The sequence below is a fragment of the Rhizobium sp. J15 genome (assembly GCF_002531825.1).
In the GTDB taxonomy this organism is placed as follows: Bacteria; Pseudomonadota; Alphaproteobacteria; order Rhizobiales; family Rhizobiaceae; genus Rhizobium.
The window spans coordinates 129,048-145,324 of the sequence record NZ_NWSX01000009.1; the positions used below are offsets into that span (position 1 = coordinate 129,048).

Annotated in this window: 14 protein-coding genes; 3 read left to right on the plus strand and 11 right to left on the minus strand. The window is 60.3% G+C overall.

All coding sequences use genetic code 11. The annotated features are described in order from the left end of the window. Positions 1-42: 42 nt before the first annotated feature. From CO670_RS10950 to CO670_RS10965, 4 genes are all read right to left on the minus strand, one after another. Positions 43-1,053: an ABC transporter substrate-binding protein gene (locus tag CO670_RS10950; RefSeq protein WP_097590249.1), complete on the minus strand. Its 1,011-nt coding sequence runs from the start codon at positions 1,051-1,053 to the stop codon at positions 43-45. A gap of 22 nt (positions 1,054-1,075) precedes the next feature. Further along, the gene (locus tag CO670_RS10955) at positions 1,076-1,843 is read right to left on the minus strand and encodes an ABC transporter permease (RefSeq protein ID WP_210202683.1); all 768 of its coding nucleotides are present in this window, start codon (positions 1,841-1,843) and stop codon (positions 1,076-1,078) included. Further along, the gene (locus CO670_RS10960; protein WP_097590250.1) at positions 1,843-2,655 is read right to left on the minus strand and encodes an ABC transporter ATP-binding protein; all 813 of its coding nucleotides are present in this window, start codon (positions 2,653-2,655) and stop codon (positions 1,843-1,845) included. Before CO670_RS10960 ends, CO670_RS10955 begins: the two co-directional genes overlap by 1 nt. A 306-nt stretch (positions 2,656-2,961) precedes the next feature. Continuing rightward, the gene (locus CO670_RS10965; RefSeq protein ID WP_176538915.1) at positions 2,962-3,885 is read right to left on the minus strand and encodes a LysR substrate-binding domain-containing protein; all 924 of its coding nucleotides are present in this window, start codon (positions 3,883-3,885) and stop codon (positions 2,962-2,964) included. A gap of 198 nt (positions 3,886-4,083) precedes the next feature. Here CO670_RS10965 and CO670_RS10970 point away from each other — a divergent pair, with 198 nt between their 5' ends. Together CO670_RS10970 and CO670_RS10975 are read left to right on the plus strand one after the other, a co-directional pair. Further along, positions 4,084-4,461: a VOC family protein gene (locus CO670_RS10970; protein ID WP_176538916.1), complete on the plus strand. Its 378-nt coding sequence runs from the start codon at positions 4,084-4,086 to the stop codon at positions 4,459-4,461. A 23-nt stretch (positions 4,462-4,484) separates the two neighbouring features. Further along, on the plus strand, positions 4,485-5,459 hold the full coding sequence (locus tag CO670_RS10975) for a hydroxyacid dehydrogenase (protein WP_097590253.1): 975 nt from the start codon (positions 4,485-4,487) through the stop codon (positions 5,457-5,459). Positions 5,460-5,572: 113 nt separating this feature from the next. On the opposite strand, the gene CO670_RS10980 is transcribed toward CO670_RS10975, so the two are convergent. The 5 genes from CO670_RS10980 to CO670_RS11000 all read right to left on the minus strand — a co-directional run bounded on the left by CO670_RS10980 (position 5,573) and on the right by CO670_RS11000 (position 11,960). Next, positions 5,573-6,760, minus strand: coding sequence for a Gfo/Idh/MocA family oxidoreductase (locus CO670_RS10980; RefSeq protein WP_097590254.1), 1,188 nt, complete (start codon positions 6,758-6,760; stop codon positions 5,573-5,575). Between the two features lie 191 nt (positions 6,761-6,951). Further along, positions 6,952-8,004, minus strand: a complete 1,053-nt coding sequence (locus tag CO670_RS10985) for a sugar phosphate isomerase/epimerase (RefSeq protein WP_097590255.1) — start codon at positions 8,002-8,004, stop codon at positions 6,952-6,954. Between the two features lie 251 nt (positions 8,005-8,255). Next, on the minus strand, positions 8,256-9,203 hold the full coding sequence (locus CO670_RS10990) for a substrate-binding domain-containing protein (protein ID WP_097590256.1): 948 nt from the start codon (positions 9,201-9,203) through the stop codon (positions 8,256-8,258). Positions 9,204-9,289: 86 nt separating this feature from the next. Then, entirely contained in the window at positions 9,290-10,294 is a 1,005-nt protein-coding gene (locus CO670_RS10995; protein ID WP_097590321.1) for an ABC transporter permease, read from the minus strand. 139 nt (positions 10,295-10,433) lie between these two features. Further along, positions 10,434-11,960: a sugar ABC transporter ATP-binding protein gene (locus CO670_RS11000; protein WP_097590257.1), complete on the minus strand. Its 1,527-nt coding sequence runs from the start codon at positions 11,958-11,960 to the stop codon at positions 10,434-10,436. A 272-nt stretch (positions 11,961-12,232) separates the two neighbouring features. Here CO670_RS11000 and CO670_RS11005 point away from each other — a divergent pair, with 272 nt between their 5' ends. Beyond that, positions 12,233-13,264 (plus strand): LacI family DNA-binding transcriptional regulator, encoded by a 1,032-nt coding sequence (locus CO670_RS11005; protein WP_097590258.1) that lies wholly within the window; start codon positions 12,233-12,235, stop codon positions 13,262-13,264. Positions 13,265-13,333: 69 nt separating this feature from the next. On the opposite strand, the gene xylA is transcribed toward CO670_RS11005, so the two are convergent. After that, positions 13,334-14,644: a xylose isomerase gene (gene xylA / locus CO670_RS11010; RefSeq protein WP_097590259.1), complete on the minus strand. Its 1,311-nt coding sequence runs from the start codon at positions 14,642-14,644 to the stop codon at positions 13,334-13,336. Between the two features lie 176 nt (positions 14,645-14,820). After that, positions 14,821-16,275, minus strand: a complete 1,455-nt coding sequence (gene xylB, locus CO670_RS11015; protein WP_097590260.1) for a xylulokinase — start codon at positions 16,273-16,275, stop codon at positions 14,821-14,823. Positions 16,276-16,277: the final 2 nt, after the last annotated feature.

The following is a 16,277-nucleotide window of genomic DNA, read 5'->3' on the forward strand; positions in this document are numbered from 1 at the left end:
TGGTGGTTTGAGGGCGGGCCGTTACTGCCCGCCCATTTTGGATTAGAAACCTTTCTTGGCCGCCTTTTCCGCATATTCATTGGTAAAGAGGGCCGAGATGGAGCCGGAAGTGCCGCCGCCTGCATCCTTCAGGAAGTCGTTGGCTAGGCTCACGCCCTGTTCCGTGAGGACGGGTGTTTCGGCATAGGCCCGCCTGTTGTTCTCGAAAGCCAGCCGGTAGATTTCGGGGTCGGTCTTCGAATAGAACTGCTTGGCAGCCTCCATCGCCTTTTCCGGATCGTTTTTGATCAGGGCTAGAGCGCGACCGATGGCTCGAACGACGCCTGTTGCGACATCCGGGTTTTTCTGCAGCCAGTCTTCCCGCGCGATCAGGGTGATGTTCGGGAAACCTGCGAAAGGCTTGTACTGACCCTTTGCAAGGTCCAGAAGCATGACGCCCGAATAATCCTTGATGGCGATATCGGAGGTCGGAGACGACAGGGAGAACCCGTCGATACGGCCCTGCGAGAATGCAGCAAGCATCGGTCCGGCAGTGCCGAGAGGCACGAGCGTCAAGTCGCGGTCGGCGTCGATCTTGGCAGCGGTCGCCAGATGACGCAGCAGTTTGTCGCTGGTGCTTCCGGGACTGGTGATGGCAATGCGCAGCCCCTTCAGCATCGCAAGCCGTTCTTCGATGGTGCTCGTCTCCTTCAGCCCGACCTTTTCAGCAGCTTCCTTGGTGATGACGATATTGCTCGCGAACTGCTGCATGACACCACCAAAGATCTTGATGGGAGCACCTTTTTCCCGTGCCGTGATGGCGCCTGTCGGATCGCCGATCTGAACCTGCGCATCGCCGCCGATCACCGCCGTCAGTGCAGGGGCGCCGCCCTTGAACACGATGACCTCAGGCTTGATCTTCTCCTCCTCGAGATAGCCCATGCCCCTCGCCACGTAGAGCGGGAAGTAGAGAAAGCCCTCGGATGCCTGTCCGAATACGACTTTCGTGTCCTCGGCCACTGCGGTCGATACGGGACCCAAAAGCAACAATGCGATCATGAATGCTCGTAGCATGTCTTCTCCTCCTCGATAATTTTCACACTGTAATCTCGCGCTCGGCTTCCACTGTCTTCCAGGGAAGAAGCGCCTTTTCGATCGCGTTGACGCTCACATTCAAAAGCAGCGCGAGGATCATGATGGCAAACAGCGCCGCGAACGTGCCGGCCGTATCGAACTCCCCGGTGGCATGCGCAAGAAGGAAGCCGAGCCCGCGATTGGCCGCGATGATTTCGCCGACGATCGCGCCGATCAGGGCATAGGGAACCGAAAGCCGCAGACCGGCGAATACCCATGTTACCGCGGAGGGAATGACGACCTTGGTAATGAGATGGCGCTCCGTCGCGCCCATCAGACGAAGGATCGATATCTGTTCGCGGCTGACGTTTCTGACACCGGTGAACGTATTCAGGAACACCAGGAAGAACACGATGGAAGCCGCGAGATAGATTTTCATATCAAGGCCGATACCGAACCAGAGAATGAAAAGCGGGGCGAGCGCCGCCTTCGGCAGGCTGTAAAATCCCATCAGGAAGGGGTCGAGAATCTTAGCAAGCGTTTCGAAGCGGCCCAGCATCAAGCCAAGCGTCATGCCGATGGCGCTACCCAGCGCAAAGCCGCCGAGCGCTTCAATGCTGGTGATGCCTGCATGATAAAACAGCGATCCATCCTGCACCGATCCCCAGAACGAGTGGAAGATGTCGGCAGGCGTCGAAATGAAGAACTCCATCTTATAAGCTGGCGACAAGATCTGCCAAAACAGAAGAATGGCGGCAAGAAAGGCGAATCTGATCAGGTTTATAATCATCACTTCACTCCCAACGCCTCTTGAGCAGCCAATTCAGGTGTCAGGAGGTGCCAAAGGCGCGCACATTCCTTCTGATATTCGGGATCGAAGCGAAGAGCGCTGATGTCGCGGTCACGGGGAAGCTTGATGTCCACGATCTCACGGATGGTGCCCGGACGCGCGCTGGACACGACGCAGCGGTCCGACAGCGAGACGGCTTCGTCCACATCGTGGGTCACGAAGATCACAGTCTTGTTCAAGCGCAGTGAAAGGTTGCGTAATTCGATCTGCAGGCGAAGACGCAGCTGGGCATCCAGCGCCCCGAATGGTTCATCCATGAGCAATGTTTCGGGATTGTAGGCCAGCAGACGAGCCAGAGCGCAACGCTTGCGCATGCCGCCGGAAAGCTGAGAGGGATAGGAATTCTCAAATCCCTTCAAGCCCACCGTCTCGATAAGGCTGGCGATGGTCGATGCCGTTTCGTTTGAGGACTTGCCTGCGATCTCCAGCGGGACGGCGATATTTTTGCTGACCGTGCGCCAGGGAAGCAGATGGTCCGCCTGAGTCATGTAACCGACGGAATTATTGATGCCGGTTACAAATTTGCCACGATACTGGACCTTGCCAGTGCTTGGCGCGAACAGACCGGCGGTCATGTTCAGAAGCGTGGACTTGCCACAGCCCGATGGCCCCAAGAGGCAGAGAAACTCTCCCTCGCGCACTTTCAGATTGATGTCGGTCACTGCCGTCAGTTCGCCGAACTTTTTCTCGACGGACGCGAAGTCGACAAGTGTGCCCTGCTGTTTTGGCGTCGAATTTATATTGTCAGCCATTAGTCTCCTCCTGAAATACTAGGGAGACATACGGCATCATATTCCGATAAGTTGTACTGCCGAACTTAGCCTCCCATAGCCTCGACCGGAATCTGAGGCAGTCAGTCGGCTAAGTCCAATATCTTATTTGCTTACAGTTATTTGGAATGCATATAAGCACTACAGCGAATAGCGAAGGCCGCCTGCGGCTTTTCGCTCAGAAATCCCGTCGTAAATATCTGAATATAGAGCAGAATTATTAGTTTTGGCCGAACGGAGCTGAGCTCTTCTCGAGCCAGACCTCTTACGATGCAGCTGTCATCGGGCTCAGGCGGCCTTCACGACATGTATTCTGTCGTCAAGGACGGCTTTGGCCGTATCCCAGAACCGGTTCACTACCCTGGATTGCTCACCGGAGCGCATCGCAAGCATGAAGCAGCTATTGGCATCGGGTGAGTTGATAGGCCGTGAAACAACATAGGGCGTGCCGATGCGGGAGTAGCATTCCGGCATGATCGCCACGCCGATACCGGCGGAGACGAGACCGAGAACGGTGGAAAGCTCGTGTCCTTCCTGCACTACCTTGGGCTCGAAACCCGCCGCTGCGGACAGATTGCGGATCAGGTCCTGAACGCTGCAACCGACTTTGCGCGAAACGGCGACGAACTGGTGAGACGCCAGATCCTGCATATCGATCGGTTGACCGGGAGCCGCCAGGGGATGATCCTCCGGCATGAACACCATCAGCCGGTCCCTCCACAATTCCTGAACATCGGCACCCATACGTCCTGTGAACCGGTAGTGAGGGCGCAGGATACCGAGATCGATCTTTCCATCCTCAAGGGCCTCGAACTGGTTTGCGGAAGACAGATTACGAAACTCCAGCCTGACATTCGGATAATCACGGCGAAACCGCTTTATCAGCGTGCTGAAAATATCGAGCATCGGAACCGAGCCGGTAAACGCGATGCGCAAAACACCGGCCTGTCCGTTGACCGCCTGCCGGATGACTTCTGCCGCGTCGTCCATGTGACTCATGGCTTTGCGCGCATGGTCCAGAAACAACACGCCCGCATCGGTAAGCTCGACGCTGCGGCGAGTTCGCTTGAGGAGAACGATGCCCAGTTCGTCTTCCAGCGCCTTGATCTGCAAACTCAGCGGCGGCTGGCTGATATTCAGATATTCGGCTGCCCTGCTGAAATTGAGATGCTCGGCCACTGCTATGAAATAACGAAGCTGTCGATCGTTCATGTCATTCCTTCCACATGCGATCCTCTTGCATTTATTCATTAGCACAGGCCGCGCCCGCTGTAGTTATTTATTTTTCGTATATCAGACCGCATTGGAACAAATTGGACAGGCCGCCTGCCTGCCACGTAAGACCGGATGAATATCTGCCCGACGCAAGATCGTAGCAACCGACCGCGTCATCGCATTCCGGAGGAAAGAATGAGCAAGTTTACCGCGCTGGACCATATCGATATCGTCGTTCAGGATCCGAACACGATGGCGGATTACTTCATATCACTCGGCTTCACCGAAATACGCCGTACGGACCACAATGGCGGTGCCGTAGAGCTTCGTTTTCCGGGTGAAGGCGACCAGCCGATCCTGGAACTGACGGCACAGCACGGCGAGGGACGTCCCTCATTCAATCTTGGTCTGCGGCATATGGCGCTGCGTTGCGACAACGTGGACCAGACATATCGCGAATTGACCGAAGAGGGCAAAACCTTCGACAAGGAACCTCGCGCCATTCCCTCGACCGGCCGCCGCTTGACCAATCTGATCGATCCCGAAGGAAACGTGCTTCAGGTCGTAAGCTGATTTTGGCGGGGAGGAGTTCGACCATGCCGAAAATACTCCTGACCGAGGCGATGCACCAGGCGGGAATGGAAGCGCTCGAAAAGGAATTCGATGTCGTCGTCGCGCCTGACAAGAATCCTTCGACATTGAAAAAGCTAATCGCGGATGCCGATTGCCTCGTCGTGAAATTGACGCGTATAGAGCCCGATCTGATGGATCATGGCCCAAAGCTCAAGCTGATCGTCAAACATGCCGCCGGAACGAACGATATCGATATCGATCGGGCCACGGCGCGCGGCATTCCGGTTCTCAATACGGGAGATGCCAACGCCCTGTCGGTGGCGGAACATGCCCTTTCCGGTATAGCCGCCGTCGCCAAGCGCACCGTCGTCATGGACCGTGCGACACGCGAAGGCCGGTGGAACGACAAGCTGGACAACAGATCCATCGACATTTCGGGCTCTACGCTCGGCCTGATCGGCTTGGGGAATATAGGTCTTATCCTCGCGAAGAAGGCCAGGGCCGCCTTCGACATGCCGGTCATCGCCTATGACCCCTACGTGCCGAAAGAGCGCGCCGAAGAAAACGGTATCGAGTTGTTGAGGGACGTGGACGCGATCTGCTCCCAGGCCGACGTCCTCTCGCTCCACGTTCCCTTGACGGCGGAAACCCATCATATCATCGATGCCCGACGTCTCGGGCTTATGAAACCGGGGGCAATTCTTGCGAATTTCTCTCGCGGCGGCATCGTCGACGAAGCAGCCCTTTTCGAAATTTTGAAGGAAGGGCGAATCTTCGGCGCGGCTCTTGATGTATTCGAGGTAGAACCAGTCGCGCCGGACAATCCGCTGCTGAAACTCGACAGCGTGATCCTTTCTCCCCACGCCGCCGCCTATACGGACAGCAGCCGAAAGCGGCTGGCGCTGGCGGTCGTGGAAGGAGTGAAGGACTTCTTCGAGGGGCGCTCCCCCAGGTTTGTCGTCAACCGTGCAGCACTTCAGAAAACAAGTGAGCGCTAATGAAAGCGCCGTGCGCCCCAAGAGGCACACGGCGCTTTTTTACATATTGAGTCTGTAGATCCTGTTTATGGAGAAATCCATCCGATCCTGGATGTCATGAATGTCGATCCGTCCTAGACCTTGACCCAGGCGCCGTTTTTCTTGGACGAGGCGACACAGGCCTCGACGAAGGCGACACCCTTCACGCCGTCATCGACTGTGGGATAGACCACCGCCTTGTCGGCCGTCTTGCCCTTCTTGCGAGCGTTGATCGCATGCGCGGCTTCCGTATAGATCGTCGCGAAGGCCTCGAGATAACCTTCCGGATGCCCTGACGGCACGCGCGAAACGCGGCCGGCAGCCGCGCCTGCCCCGGCGCCGCCACGGGTGATCAGCCGCTTCGGCTCGCCGAAGGGCGTGTACCAGAGGTAATTCGGGTCCTTCTGCGTCCATTCCAGACCGCCCTTGGTGCCGTAGACGCGGACCATCAGGCCGTTCTCATGGCCGGGCGCCACCTGGCTGCACCAGAGCATGCCCTTGGCCGGCTTCTCCGAGCCCTTCGCCTTGAAGCGCAGCATGACGTGGGCATTGTCATCCAGCCGGCGGCCGGGCACGAAACTGTCGAGATCGGCGGCCAGGCTGTCGAGTTCCAGGCCAGTGATGAAGGCAGCGAGATTATAGGCATGCGTGCCGATATCCCCGGTCGAGCCGCCGACGCCGGACTGGGCGGGATCGGTGCGCCAGGCTGCCTGCTTCTGGCCGGTCTGCTCCACCGCTTCCGTCAGCCAGTCCTGCGGATATTCGGCCTGGACGACTCTTATATCGCCAAGCTCGCCGCTCGCGATCATCTCACGCGCCTGGCGGACCATCGGATAGCCGGTGTAATTATGCGTCAGCACGAAGAGCGCGCCGCTCTCGTCTGCCACCTTCTTCAGCTTCTTCGCATCGGCAAGGTTTGAAGTCAGCGGCTTGTCGCAGATGACATGGATGCCGCGCTTCAGGAATTCCTTGGCCGCATCGTAATGCACATGGTTCGGCGTGACGATCGCCACCGCCTCGATGCCGTTCTTCAGCTTCGCCTCGCGAATCGCCATCTCGCGGTAGCTGGAATAGGTACGCGACGGGTCGAGGCCGAGGTCGCGGCCGGACTGAACCGCCTTCTCAGGCGTCGACGACAGGGCGCCGGCAATGAGATCGTACTGATCGTCGATGCGCGCCGCGATGCGGTGCACCGCGCCGATGAACGCGCCGGCGCCGCCGCCCACCATGCCGAGCCGGATGCGCGGCTCGCGGGTCTGTTCGGATGATGCTTCGATTGCCATTCTTGTCCTCCTGAATCTTGCTTCCCTTCTCCCCGGCGGGGAGAAGGTGGCCCGAAGGGTCGGATGAGAGGGCTTCACGACAGACATCGCCTTTCGCTTGCCGCTCAAGGCATTCGTCGCTATCGCTCCTCATCCCCCTCATCTGCCCTGACGGGCATCTTCTCCCCGCTGGGGAGAAAGGAAATGAAAAATTAAAGTCCCAGCATCCGCCGATTGGCCGCCTGGTCCGTGCCGCCGGCTGCGAAATCGTCGAAGGCCTTTTCCGTGACGCGGATGATGTGGGCCGCCACGAATTCAGCTCCCTCGCGGGCGCCATCCTCCGGATGCTTCAGCGCACATTCCCATTCGACCACGGCCCAGCCGTCGAAATTATTGGCGGTCATCTTCGAGAAGACCGCGCCGAAATCGACCTGGCCGTCGCCGAGCGAGCGGAAGCGGCCGGCGCGTTCGACCCAGCCCTGATAACCGCCATAGACGCCCTGGCGCCCGGTCGGATTGAACTCCGCATCCTTGACGTGGAACATCTTGATGCGGTCCTTGTAGATGTCGATGTTCTCGAGATAATCGAGGCACTGCAGGACATAATGCGAGGGATCGTAAAGCATATTGGCGCGCGGATGGTTCTTCACCCGCTCCAGGAACATCTCGAAGGTGATGCCGTCATGCAGGTCCTCGCCCGGGTGGATCTCGTAGCAGACGTCGATGCCGTTTTCGTCGGCATGGTTAAGGATCGGCGTCCAGCGGCGGGCAAGCTCGTCGAAGGCGGTCTCAACCAGGCCGGCAGGACGCTGCGGCCAAGGATAAATGAAAGGCCAGGCGAGCGCGCCGGAGAAGGTCGCATGCGCCTTGAGGCCGAGATTTTTCGATGCCGTCAGCGCCATCTTGACCTGCTCGACCGCCCATTCCTGGCGCGCCTTCGGATTGCCGCGTACTTCGGGCGCCGCGAACCCGTCGAAGGCTTCATCATAGGCCGGATGCACGGCGACGAGCTGGCCCTGCAGATGGGTGGAAAGTTCAGTGATCTCGATGCCATTTTCGCGGGCCTTGCCGGCGAATTCGTCGCAATAATCCTTGGAGGTGGCGGCCTTCTTCAGATCGATCAGCTGGCTGGCCCAGGTCGGCACCTGGACACCCTTGTAGCCGATGCCGGCCGCCCATTTGGTAATCGCGTCCCAGGAATTGAAAGGCGCGGTATCGCCCGCGAATTGGCCAAGGAAAAGGCCGGGGCCCTTGATCGTCTTCATGTCAGATTCCTCCCTGAACATCGACCGTAAACGTTTCTGAAAACTTGTAGCACGCATTTCGGCGGGAGCAAGACGCTTCCTTGCTCTCAACTCGCGGATCTCACGCAAGGCCTGATGCGATATGGCTCAGAACTAATCATGATGGGCTTTGGCGGGCAAGAGGTACGTGCAGCATTTTCGACTGCCCGCCAAAACGAGGGCAAAAAAATGCGCCCATCCTTTCGAATGGGCGCGCTTGCATAGCCGATCGATCAGAACGGAGAATCCGGGAAGTAGAAGTCCTTGGCGTTGTCCTTGGTGACGAGCGTAGCGTCGAGGATATAGTTGCCGTGGACCGGAACCTGATCGTAGAGCGCAGCCGCCGTCAGTTCCATCGCCGTGCCGACCATTGCCGGCGGATAGAGAACGTCGACCGGGATCAGCTTGTCGCCGTCCATGACCTTCTTGATCATGTCCTTGGAGCCGGCGCCGGCGACGACATACTGGATGTCGGTGCGCTTGGCCTGCTCGATCGCCTGAAGAACGCCGACGGCCATGTCGTCGTCCTGGCACCATACGACGTCGATCTTCGGATACTTCGTCAGATAGTCCTGCATCACCTTGAAGGCATCGTCGCGGTTCCAGTTGCCGTACTGGCGGTCAAGAACCTTGACCTTGGAGCCGGCAATGCCCTTGTCGAAACCGTCCTGGCGCTGCTGGTCGATCGGGATCGGCAGACCGCGGATAACGACGACCTCGGCTTCCGGCGTCTTTTCGGCAATATATTTGCCGGCGACTTCGCCGAGCGCCGGATTGTTGCCGGCGACATAGAGGTCACGCACGGAATTGTCGTTGTTCGACGGCGCACGGTCGACGAGCGCCACGAACTTGCCCTTGCCCTTGACTTCCTTGATGGCGTTGACGAGCGGATCCGGATCCGACGGCAGGATGACGAGTGCGTCGATACCCTGCGTATCGAGATCCTGCACGGCGTTGGCCTGCGTCGCGGCATCCGGCGAGGTCTTGACGATGACGTTCAGCCCAGGATGTTCGGCCATCAGCTTCTTGGCAATGCGCTCGGCGTGGAACACCACACCGGAGGTCCAGCCATGGTCGGCGGCCGGAATGGACACGCCGATCGTGTAGTTCTTGTCCTGGGCGTAGGCTGCGCCGGCAAAAGCCACCCCCGCAACCGCCAGACCCAACATCAGCTTGCGCATGCTATTTCCTCCCAAAAATATCAGGGACTTGTCCAATCCGAGCCGGGCGCCCTGTAAAGCCCGGCCAATCCGAAAAGCCGTTTGCTCTACGATTTGCGCACCAGCGACCGCTGCACCAGCATGGCGATGATGATGATCGCACCCTGGATCGCACCGATGAGATATTCGCTGATGAAGTTCGAAAGCAGCATGATGTTGCCGACGAGCTCGAGAATGAAGGCGCCGCAGATCGTGCCCCAGACACGGCCGGCGCCACCCTTGAGTGCGGTGCCGCCGACGACGACGGCCGTAATGGCCTGCAGCTCCCACAAAATGCCGGTCGTTGCCGACGTGGAGCCGAGACGCGGAACATAGAGAAGCACGGCGATCGCCACGCAGAGGCCCTGGATGACGAAGGCAATGGTGCGCACGCGGTTGACGGCAATGCCTGAATAGCGCGCGACGTCGCTGTTCGAGCCGACAGCCACGACATGGCGGCCGTAACGCGTGCGGTAGAGGATAAAGGCTGCAATCGCGGTAACGACGAGGATGACCACGATCGGAACCGGTATGCCGAGAATGTTGCCGAAATAGACCGGACGGTAGAGCGTCTGGATTTCGCTCGAGCGCAAAGTGATCGCGCCGCCCTGCGACAGCCAGGTGGTCAGGCCGCGATAAATGCCCATGGTGCCGAGCGTGGCGATGAAAGGTTCGATCTTGCCGACAGTGGTGATGAGGCCGTTTGCGAGACCGCAGAGGGCGCCCGCGAGGATCGTGAAGACCACAGCCGCCGTCAGCATCAGCACCGGATCGGCAATCACGCCCGAATTGATCAGCAGGATCATCAGGCTGGCGACGAAGGCGACCATCGAGCCGACGGAAAGATCGAGGTCTCCGGAGGAGATCACGAAAGTCGCACCGACGGCGATAATGGCGATGAAAGCGCAACGCGTCGCGACGTTGGCAAGGTTGGTGATGCCGATGAAATTCGGATTGACCAGTGCGCCGACAATGAGAAGCAAGGCCAAAGCGGCAAATGGTGCCACCGCGCGCAAATCAACATCACGCCAGGACCTGCGCCGGATGTCTCGCGTTTCCTCGTTAACACTCATGTCCAAAACCAACCTCCCGTCCCAGACTGCCTGGGCATCTTATCTATTGTCCGCGCCGGCGAAGTCCCGCCCCGCCCTCAGGTCTTTGTTCCATGCATGTCGTGCTCCCAAAACCGCGGAACACTTTGGGCGACATGCATCAGGCGGCCGCCTTCCTTTTCAGCCCGGCGGCGTAGCGCATGATTTCCTGCTCGGAAATCTCGTCTCCCTCGAGCAGGCCGACGATATGCCCTTCGCGCATCACCGCCACCCGCGTGCAGAGCCCGATGACCTCCGGCATCTCGGAGGAAACGACGATGATCGACCGGCCGTCCCGGGCGAGCGCCGAGATGAAATGATAGATCTGCTGTTTCGTGCCGACATCGATGCCGCGCGTCGGCTCATCGATGATGATGATGTCGGGATCGGTCTCCATGACCTTGGCGAGCAGCAATTTCTGCTGGTTCCCGCCGGACATGCGCCCGGCGACGATATTGGCGTCGCGAACCCTGATGTCGAAGCGGCGCCTGGCCTTCGCCAGCGCAGCCGCCTCGCTGCCGGGGCTGAGATAACCATGGCGGGAATGCCTTCCGAGCGACTGCAAAGTCAGATTGGTCACCATGCCGGAACGCAGCAGCAGGCCTTTCGACTTGCGGTCCTTGGTCATGTAGGCAAGGCCGCAGCGATTGGCGGCGTGCACGTCGCCGGAGGGAACCGCCTCCCCCTTGATGACCACTTCGCCGTCGAGACGCGGCCGCAGCCCGGCAATCGCCTCCATCAGCTCGGTACGGCCGGAGCCGATCAGTCCGGAAAAACCGATGATCTCGCCCTTGCGCACCTCGAAGCTCGCATCCCTGACATAACCGGTCGAGACCGAAGAGACGCGCAGAACGATCTCCTCGTCGACATTGGGCTCGACCTTGGTGGGATAGAGGCTGGAAAGTTCGCGACCGACCATCAGCTGCGCGATCGATTCCCCATCCAGAATCGATGTCGGCGACGTCTTGATCCACTGGCCGTCGCGCAGCACCGTCACCCGATCGGTCAGCTCCATCACCTCGTCGAGCTTATGTGACACGAAGACGAAGCTCGTCCCCTGATCACGCAGCTTGCGGACCTGCTTGAAGAGCATGCTGGTCTCTTCGCGCGACAGGACGGCGGTCGGCTCATCCATGAAGACGACGCGCGCATCGCGGCTGATCGCCTTGGCAATCTCGACCATCTGCTTGTCGGCGATGGAAAGCGTGCTGATCAGCGCATTCTCATCGACATGCGAACCAAGCACGTCCAGAACCTTGCGGGTCTCGGCGCGCATATATTTGCGGTCGAGCACACCGAAATGCGTCACCTCGCGCCCGAGGAAAAGGCTTTCCGTCACGGTCAAATGGTCGGCGAGGTTGAATTCCTGATGAATGATGACGATGCCGAGTGCTTCGGCAGCACCGTTGGGCGGCAGCACCACAGGCTTGCCGTCGAGCAGGATTTCGCCGGAACTCGGCTGCTCGAAGCCTGAGAGCACCTTGACGAGGGTGGACTTGCCGGCGCCGTTTTCGCCCATGAGGGCATGGATTTCGCCGGCGCGGAGATCGAAATTGACGCTGAAGAGGACCTGGACGCCGCTGAAGGATTTGCATATGCGCCTGGCGGACAGCACCACGGGTGCGGTGTCGGCGGTCTCGACGGTCATTATCCCCTCCCCTAGAGCGCTGCGCGCCCGGCGGCATGTGCCGGCAACGCTCCATCACATTGAAGTAGCGCACATTTCCTTTCTGAAAACCGCTTTCGATCCTCAGGGCCGTGCGCTTGCGGCTCCCGTCCGCTTTGAGCCTTATGTAAACCTTTACATCAGGCATGTAAAGGTTTACATCGTGGATTTACACAGATCAGTCGAAGCTTGCCTTTGACCTCTCGACGAGTCTGTGTAGTGTCGCGGCGAAGACAGCCTTAAGGCAGAGCGCAGTGTCGAATTCCACGCCCGCAACAATCGAAGACGTCGCCCGGATCGCCGAGGTGTCCATCGCGACGGTTTCCCGGGCGATCCACACGCCGGAGAAGGTCGCCAACTCCACCCGGCTCAAGGTCAACCAGGCGATCGCCGTCACCGGTTACACGACCAATGCCATGGCGCGCAGCCTGAGGCTCGGCCGCTCCAACATGATCCTCGTCGTGGCGCCCGACATCGGCGACCCCAATTTCTCCAACATTCTCGTCGGCCTGGAGAACGAGGCCCGTGCGCACGGCTACGGCGTCCTGATCGGCCACACCCAGAACGACGCCCAGCGCGGCCTGGAATATCTGAAATTTTTAAACTCGAACCAGGCGGCCGGACTGATCCTGTTCACCGGCATCCTGCCCTTCGGTCACCAGACCATGACGGCACGGCTGCCGCCGAGCGTCGGCGTTTTCGAGCCGGTCTTCAACGGCGGCATTCCCTATGTCGGCGTCGACGATATCGAGGGCGCCAGGAAGGCCGTCGACCTGCTGCTGGCCGAAGGCCATCGCAAGATCGCCTTCATCGGCGATTCCCGCACAAGGCTCGCCTATACCAGGCGCCGCATGGGTTATGATGCCGGTCTCGACGCCGCCGGCATCCCGCGTGACGCCAGGATCGTGCTCGAAGGCGACGGTACGATCGAAAGCGGGCGGCATGCGGTCGAACAGCTTTTCATGCGCGACACGCTTCCCACAGCCTTCATGTGCGTCAACGACCAGACGGCCATCGGCGTGATGATCGGGCTCGGCGCGCGGGGCTACGATATTCCGCGGGATTTCTCGGTGACCGGTTTCGACGACGTGCCGCAGGCCGTCTTCATCTCGCCGTCGCTGACGACGATCCGCCAGCCGAGAACGGCGATCGGCAAACAGGCGATGGCGCTGCTGTTGGAGCTCTTGTCAGATGGCCGGCCGGCCGAGACGGAAATCCTGCTGCGACCGGATCTGGTCGTCCGCAATTCCGTCTCCGCACCGTCGCGCAACTGGTCGAAACGCTGAAGCGGTATCGGCCGGCAACAACCGGCCGGGAAGGCTGCGCCGGCGACCCATGGCCGCCGGCGCCTATTATCAGACGTAGCGGTTGACGATGTTCTCGAGCAGTTCCTGCTGGCCGGATCTCGGCTGCGGGTTGACGTCCTTGCTTTCGACCCAGTTCGTGATCTCGTCCAGCGAATATTCGCCGCGGAACAGCTTCTGCGCTTCTGCCGATTCCCAGCCGGCATAACGATCGGCGAGCGGCTTCGACAGAGCCTTGTCCTCGATCATCTTGGCCGCCGCCTTCAGGCCGCGGGCGCAGCAATCCATGCCGCCGATATGGCCGATCAGCAGATCCGCCGGGTCGAGCGACTGGCGGCGCAGCTTGGCGTCGAAGTTGGTGCCGCCGGTCTTGAAGCCGCCGCCTGCCAGGACGTGGTAATAGGCGAGCGCCATTTCCGGAACATTGTTCGGGAACTGGTCGGTATCCCAGCCGGACTGGTAATCGTTGCGGTTCATGTCGATCGAGCCGAAAATGCCGAGCGCGTTGGCAAGCGCCAGCTCATGCTCGAAGGAGTGGCCGGCGAGGATCGCATGGCCCTGCTCGATATTGACCTTTACCTCGTTTTCGAGGCCGTGCTTCTTGAGGAAGCCATAGACGGTCGCGACGTCGTAATCATACTGGTGCTTGGTCGGCTCCTGCGGCTTCGGCTCGATCAGGATCGTGCCCTTGAAGCCGATCTTGTGCTTGTATTCGACGACGAGGTTGAGGAAGCGGCCGAGCTGGTCGAGCTCGCGCTTGAGGTCGGTGTTGAGCAGCGTCTCATACCCTTCGCGGCCGCCCCAGAGCACGTAGTTCTCGCCGCCGAGCTTCTGCGTCGCGTCGATGCAGGTCTTCACCGTCGCGGCTGCAAAAGCGAAGACATCGGGATCGGGGTTGGTCGCCGCACCCGACATAAAGCGGCGGTTGGAGAAGAGGTTCGCCGTACCCCACAGCAGCTTGGTGCCGGTGGCAGCCTGCTTCTCGGCGAAATAGTCGACGATCTCGTTCAGGTTCTTGGTGTTTTCGGCGAAGTTCTTGCCTTCCGGACGCACGTCGGCATCATGGAAGCAGTAGTAGGGCGCGCCGAGCAGCGAGAAGAATTCGAAAGCCACGTCGGCCTTGAGCTTGGCGGCCTTCATCGTGTCCTCGAACCAGGGGCGCAGGAAGGTCTGACCGCCGAAGGGATCGCCGCCCGGCCAGGTGAAGGTGTGCCAGTAGGCCACCGCAAAACGCAGATGGTCTTCCATGCGCTTGCCGAGGACGATCTCGTCCGGCTGGTAGTAGCGGAAGGCCAGCGGATTGGTGCTATCCGGCCCTTCATATTTGATTTTCTGGATATCGCCGAAAAATCCGGTGCTCATGTCAGGTCTCCTTGGGTTTTGATTGATATGCGGCCGGAAAAAGCCCCCTCATCCGCCTGCCGGCACCTTCTCCCCGAGGGAGAAGGGACTTGCTGCAACGTTTCAGCTCTTTCGAACACCGTTGCGGCTCCCCCTCTCCCCTCGGGGAGAGGGTAGGGTGAGGGGGCCGCCGATTTTCAATGTGCCAGCGACTTGATCGCCGGGTAGAGCGCGCGGTAGCGCGTGTAGGCATCCTCATAAGCGCCGCTCAGCGCCGAAACCGGCTCGATCGTTCCTGCCGTTACCGGCGGCGTGCAGACGGCGATAGGATCCGCGCCGGTTGCCGCGATCAGGCCGAGACGGGCAGCGCCGAAGGCCGCGCCGAAATCGCCGTCGGCCGGCAGATCGACCGGAACGCCGAGCGCGGTCGCGATCGAGGCCAGCCAGTAGTGCGAGCGCGAACCGCCGCCGATGGCGGTCACGCGGGAAATGCCGGTGCCGGCCGAACGCAGCGCTTCGAGATTGTCGCGGATGGCGAAAGTCACGCCTTCGAGCACGGCCTGGGTCAGCACGGCCCGGCTGCTTTCATGCTCGAGGCCGATGAAGGCGCCACGGATGACGGCATCGTTGTGCGGCGTGCGTTCGCCCGAGAGATAAGGCAGGAAGGTGACGCCGGAGGGCGCCTTCAGCGTCTCGCCGAGTTCGCCTGTAAGATCGGCGGCCGACTTGCCGGTTACACTGGAATGCCAGTTCAGCGCATCGGTCGCCGACAGGATGACGCCCATCTGATGCCAGGTGTTCGGCAGCGCGTGGCAGAAGGCATGCACGGCGCTCTCCGGCTTCGGCAGATAGGAGCCGTTGGCGGCAAAAAGCACGCCCGAAGTGCCGAGCGAGACGAAGGCCGCGCCATCGCTGACGGTGCCCATGCCGCAGGCCGAGGCCGCATTGTCGCCGGCGCCGCCGGCAACGACGACATTGCCTGATATGCCCCATTGCGCCGCGAGCTCCGGCCGCAGCTTTCCGGCCTGCTCCGTGCCTTCGACGAGCGCCGGCATCTGCTCCTTGGAAAGGTCCGTGGCGGCCAGCAGCTCGGACGACCAGCCGCGCTTGCCGGTATCGAGCCAGGACGTGCCGGCCGAATCCGACATTTCCGAGATATATTCACCGGTCAGCCAGAGGCGCAGGTAATCCTTCGGCAGCAACACCTTGGCGATCCTGGCGAAAATATCCGGCTCATGCTTCCTGACCCAGGCGAGCTTCGGCGCCGTGAAGCCGGGGAAGACGATATTGCCGGTCAGCGCCCGGAAACGCGGATCGGCATCCAGCGCCGCGGCCTCGACATGGCTGCGCGTATCGTTCCAGAGAATGCAGGGGCGCAGCACATTGTCGGATGCATCGATCAGCGTCGCGCCGTGCATCTGGCCGGAAAGGCCGATGCCCTTGACCGCGGCAAGTTCGTGCGAGTGCTTCGCCCTGAGGCCCGCGACCGCCTCCTCCGTGGCGCGCACCCAGTGGGCAGGCTCCTGCTCCGACCAGCCGGAATGCGGGCGCGAGACGTCGAGCGAACCGTTGGCCGAGCCGACGATCTTCTGATCGCCGTCGATCAGCATCGCCTTGACGCCGGAGGTTCCGAGATCGAGACCGAGATACATCT

What these genes read in the sequence shown, in the direction of transcription:
- CO670_RS10995 (WP_097590321.1), bottom strand. Translation starts at nt 10,294, where the DNA reads ATGAGTGTTAACGAGGAAACGCGAGACATCCGGCGCAGGTCCTGGCGT.
- CO670_RS10990 (WP_097590256.1), bottom strand. Translation starts at nt 9,203, where the DNA reads ATGCGCAAGCTGATGTTGGGTCTGGCGGTTGCGGGGGTGGCTTTTGCC.
- CO670_RS11000 (WP_097590257.1), bottom strand. Translation starts at nt 11,960, where the DNA reads ATGACCGTCGAGACCGCCGACACCGCACCCGTGGTGCTGTCCGCCAGG.
- xylA (WP_097590259.1), bottom strand. Translation starts at nt 14,644, where the DNA reads ATGAGCACCGGATTTTTCGGCGATATCCAGAAAATCAAATATGAAGGG.
- CO670_RS10970 (WP_176538916.1), top strand. Translation starts at nt 4,084, where the DNA reads ATGAGCAAGTTTACCGCGCTGGACCATATCGATATCGTCGTTCAGGAT.
- CO670_RS10975 (WP_097590253.1), top strand. Translation starts at nt 4,485, where the DNA reads ATGCCGAAAATACTCCTGACCGAGGCGATGCACCAGGCGGGAATGGAA.
- CO670_RS10965 (WP_176538915.1), bottom strand. Translation starts at nt 3,885, where the DNA reads ATGAACGATCGACAGCTTCGTTATTTCATAGCAGTGGCCGAGCATCTC.
- CO670_RS10955 (WP_210202683.1), bottom strand. Translation starts at nt 1,843, where the DNA reads ATGATTATAAACCTGATCAGATTCGCCTTTCTTGCCGCCATTCTTCTG.
- CO670_RS10980 (WP_097590254.1), bottom strand. Translation starts at nt 6,760, where the DNA reads ATGGCAATCGAAGCATCATCCGAACAGACCCGCGAGCCGCGCATCCGG.
- xylB (WP_097590260.1), bottom strand. Translation starts at nt 16,275, where the DNA reads ATGTATCTCGGTCTCGATCTCGGAACCTCCGGCGTCAAGGCGATGCTG.
- CO670_RS10950 (WP_097590249.1), bottom strand. Translation starts at nt 1,053, where the DNA reads ATGCTACGAGCATTCATGATCGCATTGTTGCTTTTGGGTCCCGTATCG.
- CO670_RS10985 (WP_097590255.1), bottom strand. Translation starts at nt 8,004, where the DNA reads ATGAAGACGATCAAGGGCCCCGGCCTTTTCCTTGGCCAATTCGCGGGC.
- CO670_RS10960 (WP_097590250.1), bottom strand. Translation starts at nt 2,655, where the DNA reads ATGGCTGACAATATAAATTCGACGCCAAAACAGCAGGGCACACTTGTC.